The sequence below is a fragment of the Streptomyces sp. NPDC059787 genome, from assembly GCF_042732315.1.
GTDB classification, from domain to species: Bacteria; Actinomycetota; Actinomycetes; order Streptomycetales; family Streptomycetaceae; genus Streptomyces; species Streptomyces atrovirens.
Window position 1 is genome coordinate 86,723 of record NZ_JBHWHX010000022.1, and the last position, 19,137, is coordinate 105,859.

The window sequence follows — 19,137 nt, forward strand, 5'->3', positions numbered from 1 at the left end:
CTCCTGCACGCTCATTCGTCCCTCCTCTCCGGCCGGCCGTCCGTGCGAGGACCTTCGTGCTCGTCGTCCGCGGGACGGAAGAGCCGGTCGATCCGCGCGTCGGCCTCCGCGGTCTCCTCTTCGGTGAAGAGCCTGTGCTCCACCTCGTACTCCCGTATAGCCGTGAGCCCGGCGGCACGCGGCTGCTGGTGATCCGGACGCGCGTCGAGGTATTCCTCCACCGCGTCCGCGTCCGCGTCCGCGACCACGGCTTCGACCGGCCGCCGACAGGACTCGGCGTACGCCTTCAGGCGCTCGGTCAGGTCCCCGCCACCGGGTACGGTCACCTGTTCCGCCCCTTCGGCGAGGTCAGTCCCGCCGCGCGGCGGAGGGCGTCGACGCGTTCGGTGACGTCGATGACCTCGTCGGCACCTTCGAGCCCGCCGCCCTTCCGAGGGCCTGGGAGGAACGTGTCCGGGACAGCCCCGTAGAAGACCACCGGCCCCTCCGCCTCGATCTCGGCCATGCATTCCCGGCACAGGCCGTGCGTGATCTCCGTCGTCCGCTCGTCCGCGTCACACAGCCCGCAGGCCATGAGCACGCGGGTCACCTGCGCCGGACGGCCGGCCTTCTGCCGGATCTTCGCCTTCTTCGGGGGCATTTTCCTCTCCAATCGGTTGCGGGCGAGTCCGCCCGGGTTGTCGACGGCGGGCGGCAGCCCGTCGGTCAGTGCCTTCGTGATGTCCTGCGGGCTCGCGCCCTGGGCCAGCCACTGGGCGGCGAGGGGTTCGAGAGAACGGCAGTCGCCGGCGGACAACGGCATGCGGGCATCGACCGCACCGGCCTCGGCGAGGGCCTGGTACGCGGCGCTGGGCTGCTCGGCGACGGGTTCTTCCCGCTCGATCTCCGCAGCCGCTTCCGCCGCCACCTGCTCGGCCTCCGCCACGACTTCCGCGTCGGCCTCTTCCTCGATCCGCGTCAGCCCGGGGAAGTAGTGCTCGGTCATGTCCTTGCCGTGGCGCTCCCGTGCGAAGTTCTCCCACCACTCGGCCGACCTGCGGGTACGCGACCAGTACGTGCGGGTCACCCACCGCATCGAGTTGTCCTCGACGGTGATGTGCTCCCTGATCCAGCGCAGGTGCCCGGCGACCGTGATGCGGCCCAGCGAGACACGGACGGCCTGCTGGCCGTAGCGGGGGTGCGCGGCGGCGATGGCCTTGTGGCCCATCGCGTGTCCCTCTTCGAGGTGGTCGACGAAGACGGCGATCTCGGCGTCACGCGGGAGCAGATGTGCGAAGTCCGGGTCCGCGTGCGGGTCTTCGTCACCTGCGTGACGCTTTCCGTACCCCGTATTGGCCATGGGGTGGGACGGGGAGGGGAGGGCAGGACTAAGGTTGGCGTAGGCCACCATCGAAGGGTCTCGATTCGATGTGTCGGTCAGGCTCCGGATTGGTGTTGGCGCACCGCCGGAGCCGACTCATTTGCTGGTCGTTTGCCGCGAACCTAGAGCCGCCTCACTCATCGAAGCAAGCCGATCACGGAACGTCACTCTTACGAGGTACGCCGACTCAACTCACGTTCAGACTTGATTGGTTGGATATTTCAACCAAACCAGGAAACCCAGGGGAAGAGCTCGGAGCCCGAAGCTCAAGCTCCGGGCTGAACTGCGGAAACGAACGCCGACCAGGCAGGGGGGGTGACGTGGAGTTCGGGGCCCGTGGGGTTCTTGGAATCGCGGATGTGAATGGAGCCGTCCATGGCGACCTCGACGCAGTTGCCGCCCTCCGAGTCGCTGTAGCTCGACTTGAACCACGTCAGCTGGTCATCCATGGCGATCCACCATCCGCTCAATGAAACGGGCCGACTCGGCAGGACTGAGCGCCTGCGTGCGGATCATGCTAAGCCGCTCCGTCGCGAGGCTGACAACCCCTGGATCGGCCGAGAGTTCGCTCACCAACGGGCCTTCGGCGAAAGCGAACCGTTCGTGGTCACGAGTCTCCAGCAGGACCATCGGCCCCATCAACGCAACGGGAACGGCCCTATCGAACGGGAGCACTTGAAGCACGACGTTCCGCAGCCGAGACACTTCGAGTAGATGACGCAGCTGCTCCACGTCCACCTGTGGACTGTGCAGCGCTGCCTCGTAGACAACGAAGCTGAAGCCCACCGGCGGCTTCCGCTCGGTGAGGATGGCCTGTCGAGCCACGCGAGCGGTGACACGCTCTTCCGCCGTCCCGTCATCCAAGGGCGGGACGTGGTTCTCGATCAGGGCTCGTGCGTATCTCTCCGTTTGCAACAACCCAGGAATATACGTGGCTTCGTAGGACCAGTGACTGCTTGCCTCCCTCTCCCGCTCCATGAAGTCCTGCGCCCGCGCCGGGAACTTCTCCCGCTGCAAGTAGTCCTTCGCCGCGCTCAACAACCCTTCCGCACGGCACAGTTCGTCGGCGACGTCGAGCACGCGCGGGGTCGGCATCCGTACGCCCTGCTCCATGGACTTGATGGTGTCCGGCGAGTAGTTCGCGGCCTCGGCGAGCTGCTCGCGGCTGATGTTCGCCTTGGTGCGCCAGCGCTTCATCTGGTTGCCGCTGTAGCGCCAGGCGACGGGCGGCTGGGAGTTGTTCCGGCCAAACACGGCAACCACCTCCGACTGATACGCCCCGGCGTGTATCCCCAGGGTCACTACCGAGCGTAGAGATGCGAACGCCACTGTGTGACCATGACGAGTGCAATTCACCGCCCCGTATGGGTCCCTCTCCTCGGCCACCGACTGCACGTCGTCGGCGTCCACTTCGACGCCGTACGCATCGAGGGCCTGCGCGGGGAACTGGTCGCCGACCACCTGATCGAGGCGACGGACGAGGACGCGGGCCCGATCGTGTGCGAGGCGGCACGGGGCCGCTGGGTGTACTTCCTGCTCCCGCCCGGAACCGTACGGCGGTACGACTGGCCGCCCGGGGTGCAGCAGCTCGCCGGCCGGGGCGACCGCACGGTCACCTACATCGGCATCCCCGCCCTGGACGGCAACACCTGGCCCCTCCGCTGGTACAGCGAACCGACGCCCACCGCACCCCACGTCGACGCGACGGCGCTGCACATGGCCGTGGCCCGGCCGCACCGGTGACTCCGTCCGGCTCAGGCGCCCGTGGACGCCGAGCCGATGTCGCCGCCCGCCGCGATGGAGCCCTTGCCCGAGGCGGTCACCCCGCCGCTCGGCGGAGCGGGCAAAGACGAGGGAGAGGGAAGGGTCGACGGCACCGACGGAGGCGTGTGACCGCCTGTCGACGCCGTGCCGATGTTGCCGCCCGTCGCGATCGCCCCCTCGCCGGACGCCTCGACGTTCCGGCTCCCGGCGGCAGGAACAGGAGGGGCCGACGGAGGAGTGGCGGGCGTGGTCGCAGGACCGAACTGTGCGATGGCGGCGAGTGCCAGGCCGGCGAAGCCCACGCACCCTCCGGCCACGCTGGCGATCTGGTCGGCCTTCCCCAGGTCGACGAAGGCGAACCCGGTCAAGGCGACGACGCCTGCCCCGCAGATGGCGAGTCCGGCCCAAGCCCATGGCCTCAGTGTCATGCGGTCATTGTGACGTCAAGTAGGGACGCCGGGGGCGCGTTACGCCGGAACCGTGGTGCGGGGCTTCGGCGGACTCAGTCGGGGTCCTTGGTCCGTACGAGACCGATCCCCTTCGGCATCTCTTCAGCGAGCGTGAGCAGCGCTTGGAAGATGCCGAGCACCATGCCGGTCATCGGATGGTCCTCCCCCAGCGCCGTGAAGGTTTCGGCAAAGAGACGGACCGCCCGCTCGGTATAGCGCTCGTCCCCTGTGGCCGCGTACGTCTGGAGGAGCGCCATTCGCGCGGCCAGAGTGTCGGCGTGGCCGTCGTCCAGGACGCGCAGGCAGGTCTCGAGGTGTCGCTCCGCCGCGGCCACCTCCTCCTCGGTGGCGCGGGCCATCTCCACCGGTTCCATCCTTCTGACCTGTTCGACCACCTCGCGCAGCGCGGTGACGAGGTCTGTGCCGTTCTCCGCGGCGGCAACGACCTTGCTCATGGCGTCCATCGGGCCCGTCGGGATGAAAGAGTGGCGAACGAAGGCGGTGACCACACTCCTTACGGAGAGAGTCTCTGGATGCTCCTCACCCAGCACCCGAACGCAGTCGGCGAGCAACGTGTCGAACATGTCCTTGGCTCTCGCCAGGTCCCCCGTCTCGGCCACCGCCATGGCGACGGCGGTGCGGGCCTCGAAGGTCCGGGGGGCATCGTCACCCAGCACCCGCACACAGCCGGCGAGTGCCTCCTCGGCCAGTTGGAGGGCCTTCCCCCCGTCACCCGACAGGTTCGCCATCTTGAGCGCGTTCATCTGGGCCAAAATCGTCACTTCATGGTCGGTTCCCAGAATGCGCAAGCAGTCGGCCAGGACCTGTTCGGCGACCGGGCGAGCCTTTTCGATATGGAACAACATCCTTGTGGCGGAGGCCAGTTGGACGCGCACGTAGATGGTTTCCGGTGACTCGTGCCCGTACATGCGTACGCAGTCGGCCTCCGCACGCTGCAGCAGGGCCAGTGCGCGGGGCGCGAGCTTGAGGTTGGTGCCGAGCATGTAATCCCCGGTCCGGGTGAGCAGCCACGCCATCTCGGGGGTGTCCGTCTCCGGCGGAGCGTATCCGGCGAGAGCCTCGACGTGCGGCAGGAGGGCCCGCATGACGGGCCACTCGGACGGACTCTTGCCGTCGGCCGGTAGCGCTTGGGCCAGTGCGCTCATCGCCGTCGTACGCGCAGCGGCGATCGCCTCCGGTTTGCGGTGCCGGTCGCCGTTGTCCTCCACACGAGAGACGGCTTGCACGAGCCGGTGCACGGTCACTGTGTCACCGGACAGCGTGATCATGCTGTGCGCGGCAAGCCGACGCAGTGCCCGGCGCACGGTCGGCGGATCGCCGAGGGGTGCGAGAAGGGCGCGCGGGATTCCTTCGGACGCGTACCAGGCGAGTATCAGCAGGACCCGGACGGTCAGCGGTTCCTGTGCGAGACGGTCCAACGTGACGTGCCAGATACGGGCGATGGTGCGTTCGTGGTCGCCGCCCTCCTCCGTCTCCGCGTACATGGAGACCGGGTGGGCGGCGAGATCCCTCAGGTACTCGCGCGCGGGGCAGTCCGCCTCGTGGCAGTACGCGGCTGCCTGGGCCACGGCCAGTGGGAGGTGGCCGAGTTCCTCGCAGAGTTCACCGGCGTCCGGGTCCTCACCCCGGATCCTGGTGAAGAGGTCCACCGCCTCCTCACGCGACAGCACGTCCAGGGGCACCGGTTCGGCGATGCCCTGCCACCCGGTGGACAGTCGGCTGGTGATCAGGAACCGACCGGTGTTCGCCCGGGACAGCAGTGGTTCCACATCGGCGGGGTTCAGAACGTTGTCGAGGACCAGGAGCCAGCCGGTGTGGGTGGCGAGCCACTGCCGGCCCCACTCGCCCAACTGCTCCGGAAGCAACAGCTTCCTCAGAGACGGCTGCAGAGCGGTCGCCAGGTCGGCCAGGCCGTCCTCGATCGCGGCGCGACTGTTGGCGGTGATCCACCACACTGGCGCGTGGGACTTGCTGTGTTCGGCCGCCCAGCGGGCCGCCAGAGTGGACTTCCCGATGCCGCCGAGGCCATGCAGTACATGCACCGACGCCTGCCCCGGGGTGACTGACGCTCCGTTCAGCACGTCGAGTTCATCGTTGCGCCCTACGAAAAGCGCGGCGCGGGTGGGGAGACTGGTCAGCACCGACGGACAGTCGACGGACTCGGCCGACGGACACGCTTCGGGAAAGACCAAGTCTGCTTTCTCGATGTTCAGCGCGAACGAGCCGGCCCCTGACTGGGCCTGCGTGATGTCCCTGCCCGCGGCGATGGCGGAACTGCCGGAGGCCGTGACGGGGGCCTGGGTGCCCAGCCGGTTGTCGAACGGAGCGCTCATGGATCACATGATGGCCGCCTGCGCACCACGCGTCAGGCATGCGGAACAAAATGACTCGTCAACCCTTCCACCACGTGGCGGGGCACGGTGTCGACGCGACGAGGGCGACGATGCCTGGTCCGCTGCCGGATGCCGGTGCCGCATGATCACCCCATGAAAGAACCCGTGGAGAGGTCGGACGAACTGCTGCGGGCGGCGAGGGACGGTGAGACGGCGCTGGTGGCACGGCTGCTGGACGCGGGCCTCGGCGTGGACGCGATCGGCCGGGAGGGGCGGACCGCGCTGGACCTGGCGGTGCAGGAGGGACACGCGGAGGTGGTCCGGCTGCTGCTCGCCGCGGGGGCCGACGCCGAGGGGAACGCGGGGCCGTACCACGAGCTGACGCCGATGACCGAGGCGGCGATGTTCGGCCGCGCAGCGGTCGCGGAGGTGCTGATCGACGCCGGGGTGTCCATGGGGGCTCAGACAGACCGGATCCCCCATGTACCCCTGGTGCTCGCGGCGACCCTCGGGCACACGGACGTCGTGGAACTGCTGCTGGACCGCGGGGCGGACGTCGAGGACCGGGATTTCAAGGGCAGGTCACCCCTGGAGTGGACGGCCTCGTTCGGTCAGGTGGCGGCGGTGCGCCTGCTGCTCGACCGCGGCGCCGAACCCACGGCGAGGGCCTTGGCCGACGCGAGCGCGAACGCGGAGAGGCACCCGGAGCGGGCCGAGGACTACGCACGCGTCCTCGACGCCCTGCGTGCCGCCGGGGCCGTCGACTCCGAAGGGCGGTGAACCGCCGGTCCCGTCACTCCGCCACCGCGTATCCGGGTACGGACGGCCAGCGGACGGTCAGTACCACCGACTCCTCCTCCGCGAACCAGGAGTGGTCGGTTCCGCGTCCCCACACGACGTAGTCGCCCTGCTCCTCCAGAAGGACGCTGCGGCCGGGGAGTTCGACCCGGAAACGGCCGCTGACGAGGACCAGAAGGGCTGTGCGTTCCTCGCCCCTCACCCACTGCGTTCGCTCGTCGCCACGCGGGTGGACACCCCACTTGATCTCCACCGCCTCGCTGTGGCGAGGATCCCCGGCGTCCTTGAAGTGCCCGAGGAGCCAGCCCCGGTCCAGCGCCGCGTCCTTGCCCGCGTTGCCCACGTACACGCTGTCGGTCATGTGACCGGGCGGACGCCCAGCGGGGTGCCGATCTCCTCGGCCATGACCTGGCCCGCCTCGAACTCCAGGGTGTCGTCGCCCATGCCCTGGTCGGTGTCGAGGCCGTCGAGTTCCGCGAGGGGCTGGTTCAGGCGGACGTGGGCGACGACCGACTGCAACGCGCGCAGGGTCGCGGACGCCGTGGTGCCCCAGTTTGAGAAGTAGGAGAACTGCCACCACCACAGGGCCTCCGTGGTGCGGCCGGCCCTGTAGTGGGCCATGCCGTGGCGGAGGTCGGTGATGACGTCGGTGAGGTCGTCGGAGATGCGGGCCGGAACCGGGGCCTTGCGGGGCTCGTAGGGGTCGAAGACCTCCGAGTAGACATCGATCGGGTCGAGCATGCGGGCGAGGTTCTCGCGGAGTGTGTCCACGTCGGCCTCGGGGCCCAGGTCGGGCTCGTAGCGCTCCTCGGGGACGATGTCCTCGTGCGCGCCCAGGCGGCCGCCGGCCAGGAGGAGCTGGGAGACCTCCAGGAGGAGGAAGGGGACCGCCGAGTCCGGCTCGTCGCCCTTCGCGACCTCCGTGACGGCGACCAGGAAGCTCTCGATCTGATCCGCGATCTGGACCGCGAAGTCGTCCGGGTTCTGGTCGGTCGCGTGCAGCGTGGCATCAGACATCTAGGAGTCGTCTCCCCTCGAAGGCGCGGCCGAGGGTGACCTCGTCCGCGTATTCCAGGTCGCCGCCCACCGGGAGGCCGCTGGCCAGGCGGGTGACCTTCAGGCCCATGGGCTTGATCATGCGGGCGAGGTACGTCGCCGTCGCCTCGCCTTCCAGATTCGGGTCCGTGGCCAGGATCAGCTCCGTGACCGTACCGTCGGCCAACCGCGCGAGAAGTTCTCGTATACGCAGGTCGTCCGGGCCGACCCCGTCGATCGGGCTGATCGCGCCGCCGAGGACGTGGTAGCGGCCCCGGAACTCACGGGTGCGCTCGATCGCCACGACGTCCTTCGGCTCCTCCACGACGCAGATGACGGCCGGGTCGCGACGGGTGTCGCGGCAGATGTTGCACTGCTCCTCCTGCGCGACGTTCCCACAGGTCGCGCAGAAGCGGACCTTCGCCTTGACCTCCATCAGCGCGTGCGCCAGACGCCGTACGTCCGTCGGTTCCGCCTGGAGGATGTGGAAGGCGATCCGCTGCGCGCTCTTGGGACCGACGCCGGGCAGCCGCCCCAGTTCGTCGATGAGGTCCTGGACCACGCCTTCGTACAACGGACTGCCGTCCCTTCCTGGTGTTCCTTCAGTACGTACGGTAAAGGCCCGCGGGCCGTCTTCGAAAGGTTCGAGGGTTCGAGAGGTCAGAAGGGGAGGCCGGGGAGACCGCCGCCGCCCAGCCCCTGGGCCAGCGGGCCGAGCTTCTGCTGCTGAAGAGCCTGCGCGTTCTCGTTGGCCGCCTGGACCGCCGCGACGATCAGGTCGGCGAGGGTCTCGGTGTCCTCCGGGTCCACCGCCTTCGGGTCGATCACGAGGCCGCGCAGCTCGCCGGAGCCGGTGACGGTGGCCTTCACCAGGCCGCCTCCCGACTGCCCGTCGACCTCGGTCCTCGCCAGCTCCTCCTGGGCCCTGGCCAGGTCCTGCTGCATCTTCTGGGCCTGCTGGAGCAGCTGCTGCATGTTCGGCTGGCCACCACCGGGGATCACGATTCGGCTCCTTGGTCGGTCCGTCGGTAAGGGTTTTACCGTTCGGCACGAGCCTACGTGGTCGCGGGGGCCGCTGCCCCGACACTCTTTCGAGTGAGTCACGGTGGGGCCCTATACCTGATCACGGCCATCTTCCGGACGAAAAAGAGCCCGAACCCCCGGCGCCGCCACCCATTGGGCGGTAGGAAGGGTCAGGCGCGTGAACACCTGGCGTCACACTTCATGGACGGACAGTACGCGGAATCAGCAGGGGTCAGTAGGGAGATACCGGGTGGGTCAGCCGGAGATGCAGCCCGAGGGTCGGCCTCAGGACGGGCGGGGCGAAGGGGCGGCCGGGCCCTGGCCGGACGACCTGGAGGGGCGGGAGTTCCCGCTCGGGGACTGGGGCGAGCCGGCGGCCCGGCTGGACGAGCTGTACCGGTGGGTGGAGCGCGGCGCGCTGGACACGGCCGCCTGGTATCTCGCGGACCGGATGTGGAAGCGGCGGTGCGCGTGGGCGCTGCGGGCCGGGACGGCCGGGGGCGCGCTGACCGGGGCGGCGCTGCCGCTGCTCGATCTGACCGGGGTGGCCGACGGGGCCGCGCCCTGGGGTTATCTGGCGCTGCTGCTCGGGGTGGCCTGTGTGGCCGGGGACCGGTTCTTCGGGATGACGTCCGGCTGGATGCGGGACGTGGCGACCGCGCAGGCCGTGCAGCGGCGGTTGCAGGCGTTCCGGTTCGACTGGGCGTCGGAGTGCGTGCGCGAGGTGCTCGGCCCGGCGGACGGCACGGCGAGCGAGGCGGCCGAGCGGTGCCTGTCGGTGCTGCGGCGGTTCTCGGAGGACGTCACCGAGCTGGTGCGGGTCGAGACGGCCGACTGGATGGTGGAGTTCCGCACGGGGGGCGCGCCGCTGGGCATCCAGACGGCGGTGGCGGGCGCGGGACGCCCGGAGGGTTCCCTCCCGTACGGCCGCTTCCCGTCCCCACAGGGGCCGGCCCGCCCCAACATGCCGCGGCAGCGTCCGCCCGAGCCGCGCTGAGCCTGCTCGTCACGGCACGTCCCGTGCGCACGGCTCCGTCCTCTCCGGGGTCCGGCACGGCGGATGGCCGTGCGAAGCGGTCGGCGGTGTTCGTTCTCGGGCGTTCGCCGAACGTTCAATCCCGCGTGTAGGTGAGCTGTTCGCCGTTGCCGGTGGTCACGCGCTGGAGGGAGCCGTCGGGGAGCAGGGTGACCTCGCTGGCGGAGCCCGGAGTGCAGGCGCTGCGCGGCTGCCCGACCGTCACGGAGGACGGGCCGAGCTCCAGCCGGTCGCCGGAGCCGGCGGTGAGCCGGGCCTCGAAGACGCAGTGGTAGGTGCCGTCGCCGGTGGGCCCGTCGGCGACGAGGGACATGACCGTGTCACCGGCCTCGCCCTGCTGGATGGTCAGCCGGCGGGTGTGCTCACCGCTCGCGTTGTCGATGGTGGTGGACCAACTGCCCAGGTAGTCGGCGGGAATGGTGCCGTCCGCGGGGGCGGAGGTGCTGGGCGGCCGGGTGTCGTCGGGGGTGGTGGGGGCGGAACTCCGCGATGCGCCGCCGGGCGACGGGGGCGCGGTGGGGTCGCCACCGGCACGGTTGTCGGCGGTGCCGCCGCTCATCAGCGCGTACACGGTGCCACCGGCGGCGAGCGCGACGACCAGCGCGATCACCACGAGCAGCACGGTGGAACGGTTGTCCCGGCGCGGCTCGGACACCGGCCCGTACGGCGGCGGCCCGTAGGGCGGGGTGTGGCCGACGGCGGGCCCGTTGTAGGGGTAGCCGTACGCGGACTGCTGGGGGTGCCCGTACGGGCCCGGGGGCGAGGGCCGGGCGGGGGTGCCCTGACCGGCCACGAGGGTGGGCAGACGGTCCGCCCCCGGCTGCCCGGGCGGGGGCGGGGAGGCCGCACGCGGCCCGACGGAGTCGTCGGCGGCACGGGCGTGCTCGGGAGGACCGGCGTGGTGGCCCGCCCCGGGCGGCACGGGTCGCCCGACGGCGGGCACACCGGGGTACGCCCCGGGGGACACCGGTCCCCCGGCGGACGCGCCGGGATGCGCCGACCCGGGCGGCACCTGCTGCCCGGCAACGGGTGCACCGGGGTACGCCCCAGGAGACGCCGGCTGCCCGGCGGCGGGAGCGGCCGTTCCGGCGGGATCGCCGGGCCGCCCTGCGGGGCCGGCCGCACCGGCGGAGCCGCCCTGTCCGGCGGCGGGCACGCCCGGATACCCCGGGCCGGGAGCACCCGGCTGCCCGGCGGGACCTCCTGGCGCGGGTGCGTCGGATCCGGCCGGTCCGGGTGGTGTGGAGGGCCACGCCGCCGGCGCCGAAGCGGCGGCGGGGCCGCCCGGATGCCCGGCGGACGGCGTACCGGGGGTGGCCGCCCCGGGCGGTACCGGTGGCCGGGCAGCGGGAGGCGCACCCGCCGGTGCGGGAGGCGTCGGGGTTTCCGGGTCCTCCGCGTCGAGCAACCGCACCGCGTGGCGGCCGAGCTGGGCCACCAGGGCGCCCGGTAGCCAGGGGTCGCGGGAGCGGCCGCCGGTCACGGTGTCCTGCGCGCCGATGCGTTCCAGCACCCGGTCGAGGGTGGGCCGTGCCGCCGGGTCCTTCTTCAGGCAGTCGCGTACGAGGTCGGCGATCCCCTCGGGCACACCGGCCAGGTCGGGTTCCTCCTGGGCGATGCGGAACATCAGCGCGTGCACACCGCTGTTGGCGGTGCCGAACGGGAGTGTGCCGGTGGCGGCGTAGGCGAGCACCGAGCCGAGGCAGAACACGTCGCAGGCGGGCGTGATGCGGTCGCCGCGCACCTGCTCGGGTGCCATGAAGCCGGGCGAGCCGACGAGCGCGCCGGTGCGGGTGAGCCCGCCGTCGGTCACCGTCTCCAGCGCCCGCGCGATCCCGAAGTCGATGACGCGCGGACCGTCGATGGTGACGAGCACGTTGGACGGCTTGAGGTCCCGGTGGATGATCCCCGCGGCGTGGATGTCCTTCAGCGCGTGCGCGAGACCGGCGGCGAGGATGCGCACCGAACGCTCGGGCAGCGCCCCGTGGTCGTGCCCGACCACCTGCTGGAGGCTGGGCCCGGCCACGTACCCGGTGGCCACCCACGGCACGGGCGCCTCGGTGTCCGCGTCGAGGACCGGGGCCGTCCAGTCGCCGCCGACCTGCCGCGCGGCGTGCACCTCCTGGCGGAAGCGCGCCCGGAACTCCTCCTGCTGGGCCAGTTCCCGGCGGATCAGCTTGACGGCGACGGTGCGTCCCCGGTCGGAGCGGGCGAGGTAGACCTGCCCCATGCCGCCGGCCCCGAGCCGGGCCAGCAGCCGGTACGCCCCGATTCCCGGTGGATCCCCGGGCCCGAGCTTGTCCATCGCCACGCCGCCTCCCCCCGATGAGCAACATCCCGAGGATAGTGCGGGGCCGGTACCCGGTGAGCTGGGCGATGTCTACGGTTCCGTAACAGGCGGCCCGAGTGTGTCCAGCACCGTGGACAGGCGTTCCAGCGCCTCCACCGCACGGGCGAGTTCCGCCTCCCCGTACGCCGCTCCGTACGCCTGTGCCAGCCGCTCCGCGAAGGCCGCGTGGCCGGGGTCGATACGGCTGACCGCCGTGTGGCCCCGCTCCGTGGGGGCGAGGAGTTTGGCGCGGCGGTGGGCCGGGTTGGGCCGGTACTCGGCGAGTCCGCGCTCCACCAGCAGGTCGGCGACGCGCTGCACGCTCTGCCGGGTGATGCCCATGGCCCTGGCGATCCCGGAGACCGGCAGCGGCTCGCCGAGGACCGCGCCGAGCACCTGCCACCAGGCGGCGGTGAGCCCGGCGGGCCGGGCCAGCTCCTCGGCGACCGCGAGGAACTGGCCGTTCAGCCGGAAGGTGCCGAGCGCGCCCCGGCTGAGCAGGTCCTGACGTTCCTCGCTCACCGCGCCGTGGCCTTCATATACGTGGCGTACGCCTCGGGGTCCGAGTCGTGGAACAGCCGGTACCAGGCGTCGGTCACCGTGTCGTCGTGGACGCCGAGCAGCCGGAGGATCTCGCGGGCGAAGGCGACGGGCTCGGTCGGCCCGGCGGTGACGAGACCGCCGTCGGTGACCGCGTCGGCCTCGACGTACCGGTCGCCGCCCGCGTAGCCGGTCGCGGCGAGGTAGAAGGAGACGGCGCTGGTGTGCGCGCGCTCGTCGAGCAGCCCTTCGCGGGCGAGGCCGGCGGTGGCGCCGCAGATCGCGGCGACGGGCACGCCCGCGTCGAGGAAGGCGCGGGCGGCGCGGGCGAAGGGGGCGAGGTCGTCGCCCTCGTCCCAGCGGTCGGCGCCGGGGAGGATCAGCAGCGCGCTGTCCTCGGGCCGCAGCTCGTCGAGCGCGAGGTCGGACAGGACGCGGAGTCCGCCGATGCCGGTGACGGGCTCCCCGGCCGGGGTGACCGTACGCACCTCGTAGCCGGCGCGCGCGAGGTGCGCGGTGGCGTGACCGGTCTCCCAGTCGGCGAAGGTGTCGTAGAGGGCGAGATGCACGGGCTTGCGGGTCATGACCGCTCCCTTGTGGGTACGCCAGCAGATGACAGCATCTTGTCATTGTGACAGCTTCCTGTCAATCACTCCTGTCGACACCCTGTCGCGGAAAGTCCCCCACCGCAGACAGGCCGCCGATGTCGCGGCCCCACGGCCCCGGCCTACCCTCGGCCGTATGACCCCTCAGCCGAACCCCGAGGTCGGGGCCGCCGTCAAGGCCGCCGACCGTGCGCACGTGTTCCACTCCTGGTCCGCGCAGGAGCTCATCGACCCGCTCGCCGTCGCCGGGGCGGAGGGGTCGCACTTCTGGGACTACGACGGCCGGCGCTACCTCGACTTCACCAGCGGCCTCGTCTACACCAACATCGGCTACCAGCACCCGAAGGTCGTCGCCGCGATCCAGGAGCAGGCGGCGCGGATGACGACGTTCGCGCCCGCGTTCGCCGTCGAGGCACGCTCGGAGGCGGCGCGGCTGATCGCCGAGCGGACCCCGGGCGACCTGGACAAAATCTTCTTCACCAACGGCGGCGCCGACGCCGTGGAGCACGCCCTGCGCATGGCGCGGCTGCACACCGGCCGCCCCAAGGTGCTCTCCGCGTACCGCTCGTACCACGGCGGCACCCAGCAGGCGGTCAACGTCACCGGTGACCCGCGCCGCTGGGCCTCGGACAGCGGCACGGCCGGCGTGGTGCACTTCTGGGCGCCGTTCCTGTACCGCTCCCGCTTCTACGCGGAGACCGAGGAACAGGAGTGCGCGCGGGCGCTGGAGCACCTGGAGACGACGATCGCCTTCGAGGGGCCGTCGACCGTCGCCGCGATCATCCTGGAGACGATCCCGGGGACGGCGGGCATCATGCCGCCGCCCGCCGGCTATCTCGCCGGGGTGCGCGAGCTGTGCGACAAGTACGGGATCGTCTTCGTCCTCGACGAGGTCATGGCCGGGTTCGGGCGGACCGGGAAGTGGTTCGCGGCGGACCTGTACGACGTCGTCCCGGACCTGATGACCTTCGCGAAGGGCGTGAACTCCGGGTACGTGCCGCTGGGCGGTGTCGCGATCTCCGGGGCGATCGCGGAGACGTTCGGGAAGCGGCCGTACCCGGGCGGCCTGACGTACTCGGGACACCCGCTGGCCTGCGCCGCCGCCGTCGCGACGATCGACGTGATGACGCAGGAGGGCGTCGTCGAGAACGCGGCGGCCCTCGGCGCGTCCGTCGTCGGGCCGGGGCTGCGGGAGCTGGCGGAGCGGCACCCGAGCGTGGGCGAGGTGCGCGGGACCGGCATGTTCTGGGCGCTGGAGCTGGTGCGCGACCGGGAGACCCGCGAGCCGCTGGTGCCGTACAACGCGGCCGGTGAGGCGAACGCCCCGATGGCGGCCTTCGCCGCCGCCGCGAAGGAGGCCGGGATCTGGCCCTTCGTGAACATGAACCGCACGCATGTGGTGCCCCCGTGCAACGCGAGCGAGGCGGAGCTGAAGGAGGGTCTCGCGGCGCTGGACGCGGCCCTGTCGGTGGCGGACGGCTACGTGGAGTGACCACTCCGGGAGGCCGGTGAGAGCGGGCGCGGGAGGGTCCTCCCCTCGCGCCCTTTCGAACACCCCGGGGCCCGTCCGAACGCGTAAGGTGACGTGCTCGCGGACATCCGCGTGCACGCCACTCGAACGCGACGAGGGAGACGCCCCGACCATGCCCGGCTTCAGCGGCGGCGGCGCCGTGACCCGCAGCACCCTGCGGCAGCAGATCGCGGACGCGCTCCGTGACGAGGTGCTGGCCGGGCGGCTCCAGCCGGGGCAGGAGTTCACCGTCAAGGAGATCGCCGATCAGTACGGCGTGTCCGCGACCCCCGTCCGGGAGGCGCTGGTCGACCTGTCGGCGCAGGGGCTGCTCGACGCCGACCAGCACCGGGGTTTCCGGGTGCACGAGTACTCCGCCGACGACTTCCGGGGCATGATCGAGGCCCGCACCCTGGTGACCGACGGGATGTTCCGCGCGCTGACCGACGGCCACCTGGTCCACCTCCGGCCGGACGAGCCCCGGGTCGCCGCGGCCCTCGCCGGGGTGCGCAGACGCGGCGAGGAGGCGCAGCGCGCGGCCCTCGTCGGCGAGGTCACCGTCCTCATCGGCTACGACCTGCGCTTCTGGCGCGAACTCGGGTCCGTGTTCGGCAACCCGTACCTCACCGACTTCCTGCACCGGCTGCGCGTGCGGACCTGGGTGTGTGTGGTGCAGCGTCTGCGGCGGCTGCCCGATCTGCGCGGACACCTGTGGGCCGCGCACACCGATCTGGTCGACGCGCTGTCGCGCCGTGACATCGATGAGGCCCGCGCGGTCGTCGAGTCGTACGACACGCACGCACTCTCCCTCGTGGAGGGGCTGACGGGCGGTGGGATGGGTAAGGGACCTGCACAAGGGGCGGCACGGAGGGAACAGCCCGCGCCGGACGCCGATACGCTTCCCTGACCACGACGACCATCCCGACGACCGTGCTGTGTGAGGAGCCCTCTTTGGCCTGTGACCTGTGGCTGGTACCGCTCGTCGACGTGTTGTGCCACACGCCCGACAACCCGTTCGCCGAGGAACTCGCGCAGTACAACGCGGTGCTCGCCGAGGCCGGCCTGCCGCCGGTGCCGGTGTACCAGTACATGCCGGGACTGACCGGCGAGGTGGCCCCGGTCGCGGGTTTCGACTACGACGCGCTGCACTTCCTGCGGCGGGCGCACCTGCTCCAGGTGTGCGGGCTGCCGGTCACCCCGGTGGACGAACTGGGCGGTGACTACGAGCAGTTGCTGGAGATGTTCGAGGCGACGGCCCAGCAGTCCCACCTGGTCTGGCACTACGACCACGCGGGCGCGTACGTCCCCGTCGACTTCCCGCATCCCCTCGCCAACGACGAACTCCTCGCGGGCGGCGGCCCCTTGGGCTCCTCCCACGCGCTGCTGCGGGAGCTGGAGCTGGTCGCCCCGTCCATCGGCATCGACCCGGCGAACCCGCCGGCCGCACCCGAACCCCCGCGCGGCCCGACCGAGTTGGAGGAGCCGGCCGTCCCCGCCCCGTACGACCCCAGCCCCTTCGCCCGCGAACGCCACGTCTGGCTGGGCCTGCACGCGGCGGCGACCCGGAGCCTGGCGCAGGGGTCGATGATCGTGTTCAGCTGAGGCTCATCCCATTGCGGAGAGCCCCTTCCGCATGTCCTCCGCGTTCATGATCGGGGTCATTTCGACGCGGGCGTTCATCTCGGTGAAGAACGGTTCGTTGAGCGGGGGCATTTCGGAGCTGTCCGCCAGGTCGAAGACCAGCAGGGCCGTACGCTGCCCGCCCACCGGCCCGAAGTACGCCGCTTCCGGCTGGAGCCGGTCGAGCGCTTCCTTCATCACCTCGGTCATCTTCCCGCTGCGGATGAGCTCGTTCGTCTTCTCCGTGTCCATGGTCGCCTTGAGCAGCACGCGCATCGCACTCACCTTCTTCTGGTCGACGCACGCGGCGTACACAGTTTCAGGCTATGCCCCCTCACCGGCGCCCGCGCGGGCGCCGGTGAGGGGCGGTCCGGCTACAGGAACGAGTTGATCTCGATCGTCTCGGTGCGGCCCGGGCCCACGCCGATCGCGGAGATCGGGGCGCCGGACATCTCCTCCAGGGCCTTGACGTACGCCTGGGCGTTCTTCGGCAGGTCGGAGAACGACTTGGCGCCGGTGATGTCCTCGGACCAGCCCGGCAGCATCTCGTAGACCGGCTTCGCGTGGTGGAAGTCCGTCTGCGAGTACGGCAGCTCCTCGACGCGCTTGCCGTCGATCTCGTACGCCACGCAGACCGGGATCTGCTCCCAGCCGGTGAGGACGTCGAGCTTGGTGAGGAAGAAGTCGGTGAGGCCGTTGACGCGGGTGGCGTAGCGGGCGATCACCGCGTCGAACCAGCCGCAGCGGCGGTCACGGCCGGTGGTGACACCGCGCTCGCCGCCGATGCGGCGCAGCGCCTCGCCGTCCTCGTCGAACAGCTCCGTCGGGAACGGCCCCGCGCCGACGCGGGTCGTGTACGCCTTCAGGATGCCGATGACCCGGCTGATCTTCGTCGGGCCCACGCCGGCGCCCGTGCAGGCGCCGCCCGCGGTCGGGTTGGACGAGGTGACGAAGGGGTACGTGCCGTGGTCGATGTCGAGCAGCGTGCCCTGGCCGCCCTCGAAGAGGACCACCTTGTCCTGCTCCAGCGCCTGGTTCAGCACCAGCACCGTGTCGGCGACGTACGGGGCGAGCTTGTCCGCGTAGCCCAGCAGTTCCTCGACCACCTGGTCGACGGCGATCGCGCGCCGGTTGTAGAACTTGGTGAGCATCTGGTTCTTGACGTCGAGGGCCGCTTCGACCTTCTGGGTGAGGATCGACTCGTCGTACAGGTCCTGGACGCGGATGCCGACGCGGTTGATCTTGTCGGCGTAGGTCGGGCCGATGCCCCGGCCCGTGGTGCCGATCTTGCGCTTGCCGAGGAAGCGCTCGGTCACCTTGTCCACCGTCACGTTGTACGGCGTGATGATGTGAGCGTTTCCGCTGATCAGGAGCTTCGACGTGTCGACGCCTCGCTCGTTCAGCCCGCTCAGCTCGGAGAACAGGACCGACGGGTCGACGACGACGCCGTTGCCGATGACCGGCGTGCAGCCGGGGGACAGGATTCCGGAAGGGAGGAGGTGGAGGGCGTACTTCTGGTCACCCACGACTACCGTGTGGCCGGCGTTGTTGCCGCCCTGGTAGCGCACCACATAGTCGACGGAACCACCGAGCAGGTCCGTCGCCTTTCCCTTGCCTTCGTCACCCCACTGAGCACCGAGCAGCACAAGTGCGGGCACGCGCGTACACCCCTTCCGGGCGGGGCATGTCCATGGTCGAGGGCGTACGCGGTGGGTTTCCGCCACGTACACCGCGACCGTCGTTGGCCGCCAACCGTCGGACCGGATGCCCCGGAATAGACGAAGCCCCTGGCGCAACAGCGCAAGGGGCTCTTGCACAAAGATGCTACCCGAGGAAGCGAGGCATGGCCGAGGTGGCGACTTCCAGGACCTTTTCCGCGACGTCCGATCAGCTCCTGGTGGTCATCGATCCGGTCGCCCGACGGGCGGACGGCGAGTCCGTCCGGATCGCGAAGGACGTGCTCAGCGCGGGTGCGGCGGGCACGAAGGTGTGTCTGCCGGACGGTCCGGAGGAGTTCGCGCGGGCACTGGCGCGGCGCGGGTCGCGGCGGCCGGTGGTGGTGGGCGACGACCGGGCCCTGGTGCGGGCGGTGACGCTGCTGCACCGGCAGCGGGAGCTGGCCGACTGCGCTCTGTCGCTGGTGCCGGTGGGGGGCGCGGTCTCCCTCGCCCGGTCGCTGGGGGTGCCGGCGGGTGCGGTGGCGGCGGCGCGGGCGGTGCTGGACGGGGCGGAGCGGCGGATGGACCTGCTGGTGGACGACAGCGACGGGGTGGTGCTCGGCGCGCTGCGGATCCCGCCGCTCGGCGTCACGGCACGGGTGCGGGAGGCGGACGGCGGGGCGGGGCGCCCGTGGCTGCGGACGTGCCGGTCGCTGGTACGGACCCTGGTGCCGGCGCGGCCGTCCGGAACCGTCTCCGCGCCGGAGGCGGGACCGACGCGGCTGCGGGTGGAGGTGGACGGGGAGACACTCGTCGATCTGGGGCAGCCGGTGGAGGGCGTCTCGGTCGCGCCCGGTGTCTCCGGGGCGGCGCGGGTGGAGGTGCGTCCGGCGTCGGTGGGGGCGGAGGCGTCCCCGCTGTCCGCCGAGGGCCGCACGGTGACCGTGTCGGGCGCGCACTTCCGCTATCGCGCGGACGCGGCGGTGTCGGGGCCGGTGCGGACACGGACGTGGGTGGTGCGGGAGGCGGCTTGGGGGCTGACGGTGCCCGTATGAG

Annotated in this window: 22 protein-coding genes; 7 read left to right on the forward strand and 15 right to left on the reverse strand. The window is 71.2% G+C overall.

What is annotated here, in order from left to right; all coding sequences use genetic code 11:
• Positions 1-11: 11 nt before the first annotated feature.
• The 4 genes from ACFV5H_RS21705 to ACFV5H_RS21720 all read right to left on the reverse strand — a co-directional run bounded on the left by ACFV5H_RS21705 (position 12) and on the right by ACFV5H_RS21720 (position 2,557).
• Positions 12-326 (reverse strand): hypothetical protein, encoded by a 315-nt coding sequence (locus ACFV5H_RS21705; protein ID WP_385196739.1) that lies wholly within the window; start codon positions 324-326, stop codon positions 12-14.
• Positions 323-1,339 carry a hypothetical protein gene (locus ACFV5H_RS21710; RefSeq protein ID WP_385046106.1) on the reverse strand — a complete coding sequence of 339 codons (1,017 nt, stop codon included), beginning with the start codon at positions 1,337-1,339 and terminating at the stop codon, positions 323-325. Before ACFV5H_RS21710 ends, ACFV5H_RS21705 begins: the two co-directional genes overlap by 4 nt.
• A gap of 287 nt (positions 1,340-1,626) precedes the next feature.
• Positions 1,627-1,809 (reverse strand): DUF397 domain-containing protein, encoded by a 183-nt coding sequence (locus ACFV5H_RS21715; RefSeq protein WP_385196742.1) that lies wholly within the window; start codon positions 1,807-1,809, stop codon positions 1,627-1,629.
• Complete coding sequence (locus tag ACFV5H_RS21720; RefSeq protein ID WP_385196797.1) at positions 1,802-2,557, reverse strand: helix-turn-helix transcriptional regulator; 756 nt, start codon at positions 2,555-2,557, stop codon at positions 1,802-1,804. Before ACFV5H_RS21720 ends, ACFV5H_RS21715 begins: the two co-directional genes overlap by 8 nt.
• A 135-nt stretch (positions 2,558-2,692) precedes the next feature.
• Between ACFV5H_RS21720 and ACFV5H_RS21725 the strand changes: the two genes are divergently transcribed.
• A complete protein-coding gene (locus ACFV5H_RS21725; protein ID WP_385046113.1) occupies positions 2,693-3,103 on the forward strand; it encodes a hypothetical protein in 411 nt (136 codons plus the stop codon).
• 11 nt (positions 3,104-3,114) lie between these two features.
• On the opposite strand, the gene ACFV5H_RS21730 is transcribed toward ACFV5H_RS21725, so the two are convergent.
• Positions 3,115-3,552, reverse strand: a complete 438-nt coding sequence (locus tag ACFV5H_RS21730) for a hypothetical protein (protein WP_385196744.1) — start codon at positions 3,550-3,552, stop codon at positions 3,115-3,117.
• A 74-nt stretch (positions 3,553-3,626) separates the two neighbouring features.
• The gene (gene fxsT / locus ACFV5H_RS21735) at positions 3,627-5,927 is read right to left on the reverse strand and encodes an FxSxx-COOH system tetratricopeptide repeat protein (RefSeq protein WP_385196747.1); all 2,301 of its coding nucleotides are present in this window, start codon (positions 5,925-5,927) and stop codon (positions 3,627-3,629) included.
• A gap of 153 nt (positions 5,928-6,080) precedes the next feature.
• Between fxsT and ACFV5H_RS21740 the strand changes: the two genes are divergently transcribed.
• Positions 6,081-6,707, forward strand: coding sequence for an ankyrin repeat domain-containing protein (locus ACFV5H_RS21740; RefSeq protein WP_385046119.1), 627 nt, complete (start codon positions 6,081-6,083; stop codon positions 6,705-6,707).
• 13 nt (positions 6,708-6,720) lie between these two features.
• Here ACFV5H_RS21740 and ACFV5H_RS21745 read toward each other — a convergent pair whose 3' ends face one another.
• The 4 genes from ACFV5H_RS21745 to ACFV5H_RS21760 all read right to left on the reverse strand — a co-directional run bounded on the left by ACFV5H_RS21745 (position 6,721) and on the right by ACFV5H_RS21760 (position 8,762).
• Complete coding sequence (locus tag ACFV5H_RS21745) at positions 6,721-7,086, reverse strand: signal peptidase I (protein ID WP_385046120.1); 366 nt, start codon at positions 7,084-7,086, stop codon at positions 6,721-6,723.
• Positions 7,083-7,742 (reverse strand): DUF5063 domain-containing protein, encoded by a 660-nt coding sequence (locus ACFV5H_RS21750; protein WP_385196749.1) that lies wholly within the window; start codon positions 7,740-7,742, stop codon positions 7,083-7,085. The genes ACFV5H_RS21745 and ACFV5H_RS21750 overlap by 4 nt, the downstream gene beginning before the upstream one ends.
• Entirely contained in the window at positions 7,735-8,334 is a 600-nt protein-coding gene (gene recR / locus ACFV5H_RS21755) for a recombination mediator RecR (protein ID WP_030863096.1), read from the reverse strand. Before recR ends, ACFV5H_RS21750 begins: the two co-directional genes overlap by 8 nt.
• Before the next feature lie 86 nt (positions 8,335-8,420).
• Positions 8,421-8,762 carry a YbaB/EbfC family nucleoid-associated protein gene (locus ACFV5H_RS21760; RefSeq protein WP_030863093.1) on the reverse strand — a complete coding sequence of 114 codons (342 nt, stop codon included), beginning with the start codon at positions 8,760-8,762 and terminating at the stop codon, positions 8,421-8,423.
• A 271-nt stretch (positions 8,763-9,033) separates the two neighbouring features.
• On the opposite strand from ACFV5H_RS21760, the gene ACFV5H_RS21765 reads away from it, so the two are divergent.
• The gene (locus ACFV5H_RS21765; RefSeq protein WP_385046126.1) at positions 9,034-9,780 is read left to right on the forward strand and encodes an SLATT domain-containing protein; all 747 of its coding nucleotides are present in this window, start codon (positions 9,034-9,036) and stop codon (positions 9,778-9,780) included.
• Between the two features lie 115 nt (positions 9,781-9,895).
• On the opposite strand, the gene ACFV5H_RS21770 is transcribed toward ACFV5H_RS21765, so the two are convergent.
• From ACFV5H_RS21770 to ACFV5H_RS21780, 3 genes are all read right to left on the reverse strand, one after another.
• The gene (locus ACFV5H_RS21770) at positions 9,896-12,124 is read right to left on the reverse strand and encodes a protein kinase (protein ID WP_385196800.1); all 2,229 of its coding nucleotides are present in this window, start codon (positions 12,122-12,124) and stop codon (positions 9,896-9,898) included.
• Positions 12,125-12,199: 75 nt separating this feature from the next.
• Complete coding sequence (locus tag ACFV5H_RS21775; RefSeq protein WP_385046128.1) at positions 12,200-12,670, reverse strand: MarR family winged helix-turn-helix transcriptional regulator; 471 nt, start codon at positions 12,668-12,670, stop codon at positions 12,200-12,202.
• Positions 12,667-13,272, reverse strand: a complete 606-nt coding sequence (locus ACFV5H_RS21780) for a type 1 glutamine amidotransferase family protein (RefSeq protein WP_385196751.1) — start codon at positions 13,270-13,272, stop codon at positions 12,667-12,669. Before ACFV5H_RS21780 ends, ACFV5H_RS21775 begins: the two co-directional genes overlap by 4 nt.
• Before the next feature lie 157 nt (positions 13,273-13,429).
• Here ACFV5H_RS21780 and ACFV5H_RS21785 point away from each other — a divergent pair, with 157 nt between their 5' ends.
• The 3 genes from ACFV5H_RS21785 to ACFV5H_RS21795 all read left to right on the forward strand — a co-directional run bounded on the left by ACFV5H_RS21785 (position 13,430) and on the right by ACFV5H_RS21795 (position 16,405).
• Positions 13,430-14,785 carry an aspartate aminotransferase family protein gene (locus tag ACFV5H_RS21785; protein ID WP_385196754.1) on the forward strand — a complete coding sequence of 452 codons (1,356 nt, stop codon included), beginning with the start codon at positions 13,430-13,432 and terminating at the stop codon, positions 14,783-14,785.
• Positions 14,786-14,936: 151 nt separating this feature from the next.
• Positions 14,937-15,710 carry a GntR family transcriptional regulator gene (locus ACFV5H_RS21790; protein WP_385196757.1) on the forward strand — a complete coding sequence of 258 codons (774 nt, stop codon included), beginning with the start codon at positions 14,937-14,939 and terminating at the stop codon, positions 15,708-15,710.
• A gap of 44 nt (positions 15,711-15,754) precedes the next feature.
• Positions 15,755-16,405: a hypothetical protein gene (locus ACFV5H_RS21795; RefSeq protein ID WP_385046139.1), complete on the forward strand. Its 651-nt coding sequence runs from the start codon at positions 15,755-15,757 to the stop codon at positions 16,403-16,405.
• Positions 16,406-16,408: 3 nt separating this feature from the next.
• Here the strand turns inward: ACFV5H_RS21795 and ACFV5H_RS21800 are convergent, their stop codons facing one another.
• Together ACFV5H_RS21800 and ACFV5H_RS21805 are read right to left on the reverse strand one after the other, a co-directional pair.
• Positions 16,409-16,699 carry a hypothetical protein gene (locus tag ACFV5H_RS21800; RefSeq protein ID WP_385196803.1) on the reverse strand — a complete coding sequence of 97 codons (291 nt, stop codon included), beginning with the start codon at positions 16,697-16,699 and terminating at the stop codon, positions 16,409-16,411.
• A 98-nt stretch (positions 16,700-16,797) separates the two neighbouring features.
• Entirely contained in the window at positions 16,798-18,081 is a 1,284-nt protein-coding gene (locus tag ACFV5H_RS21805; RefSeq protein ID WP_085570978.1) for an adenylosuccinate synthase, read from the reverse strand.
• A 185-nt stretch (positions 18,082-18,266) separates the two neighbouring features.
• On the opposite strand from ACFV5H_RS21805, the gene ACFV5H_RS21810 reads away from it, so the two are divergent.
• Positions 18,267-19,136 (forward strand): diacylglycerol kinase family protein, encoded by an 870-nt coding sequence (locus ACFV5H_RS21810; protein ID WP_385196761.1) that lies wholly within the window; start codon positions 18,267-18,269, stop codon positions 19,134-19,136.
• Position 19,137 lies beyond the last annotated feature (1 nt).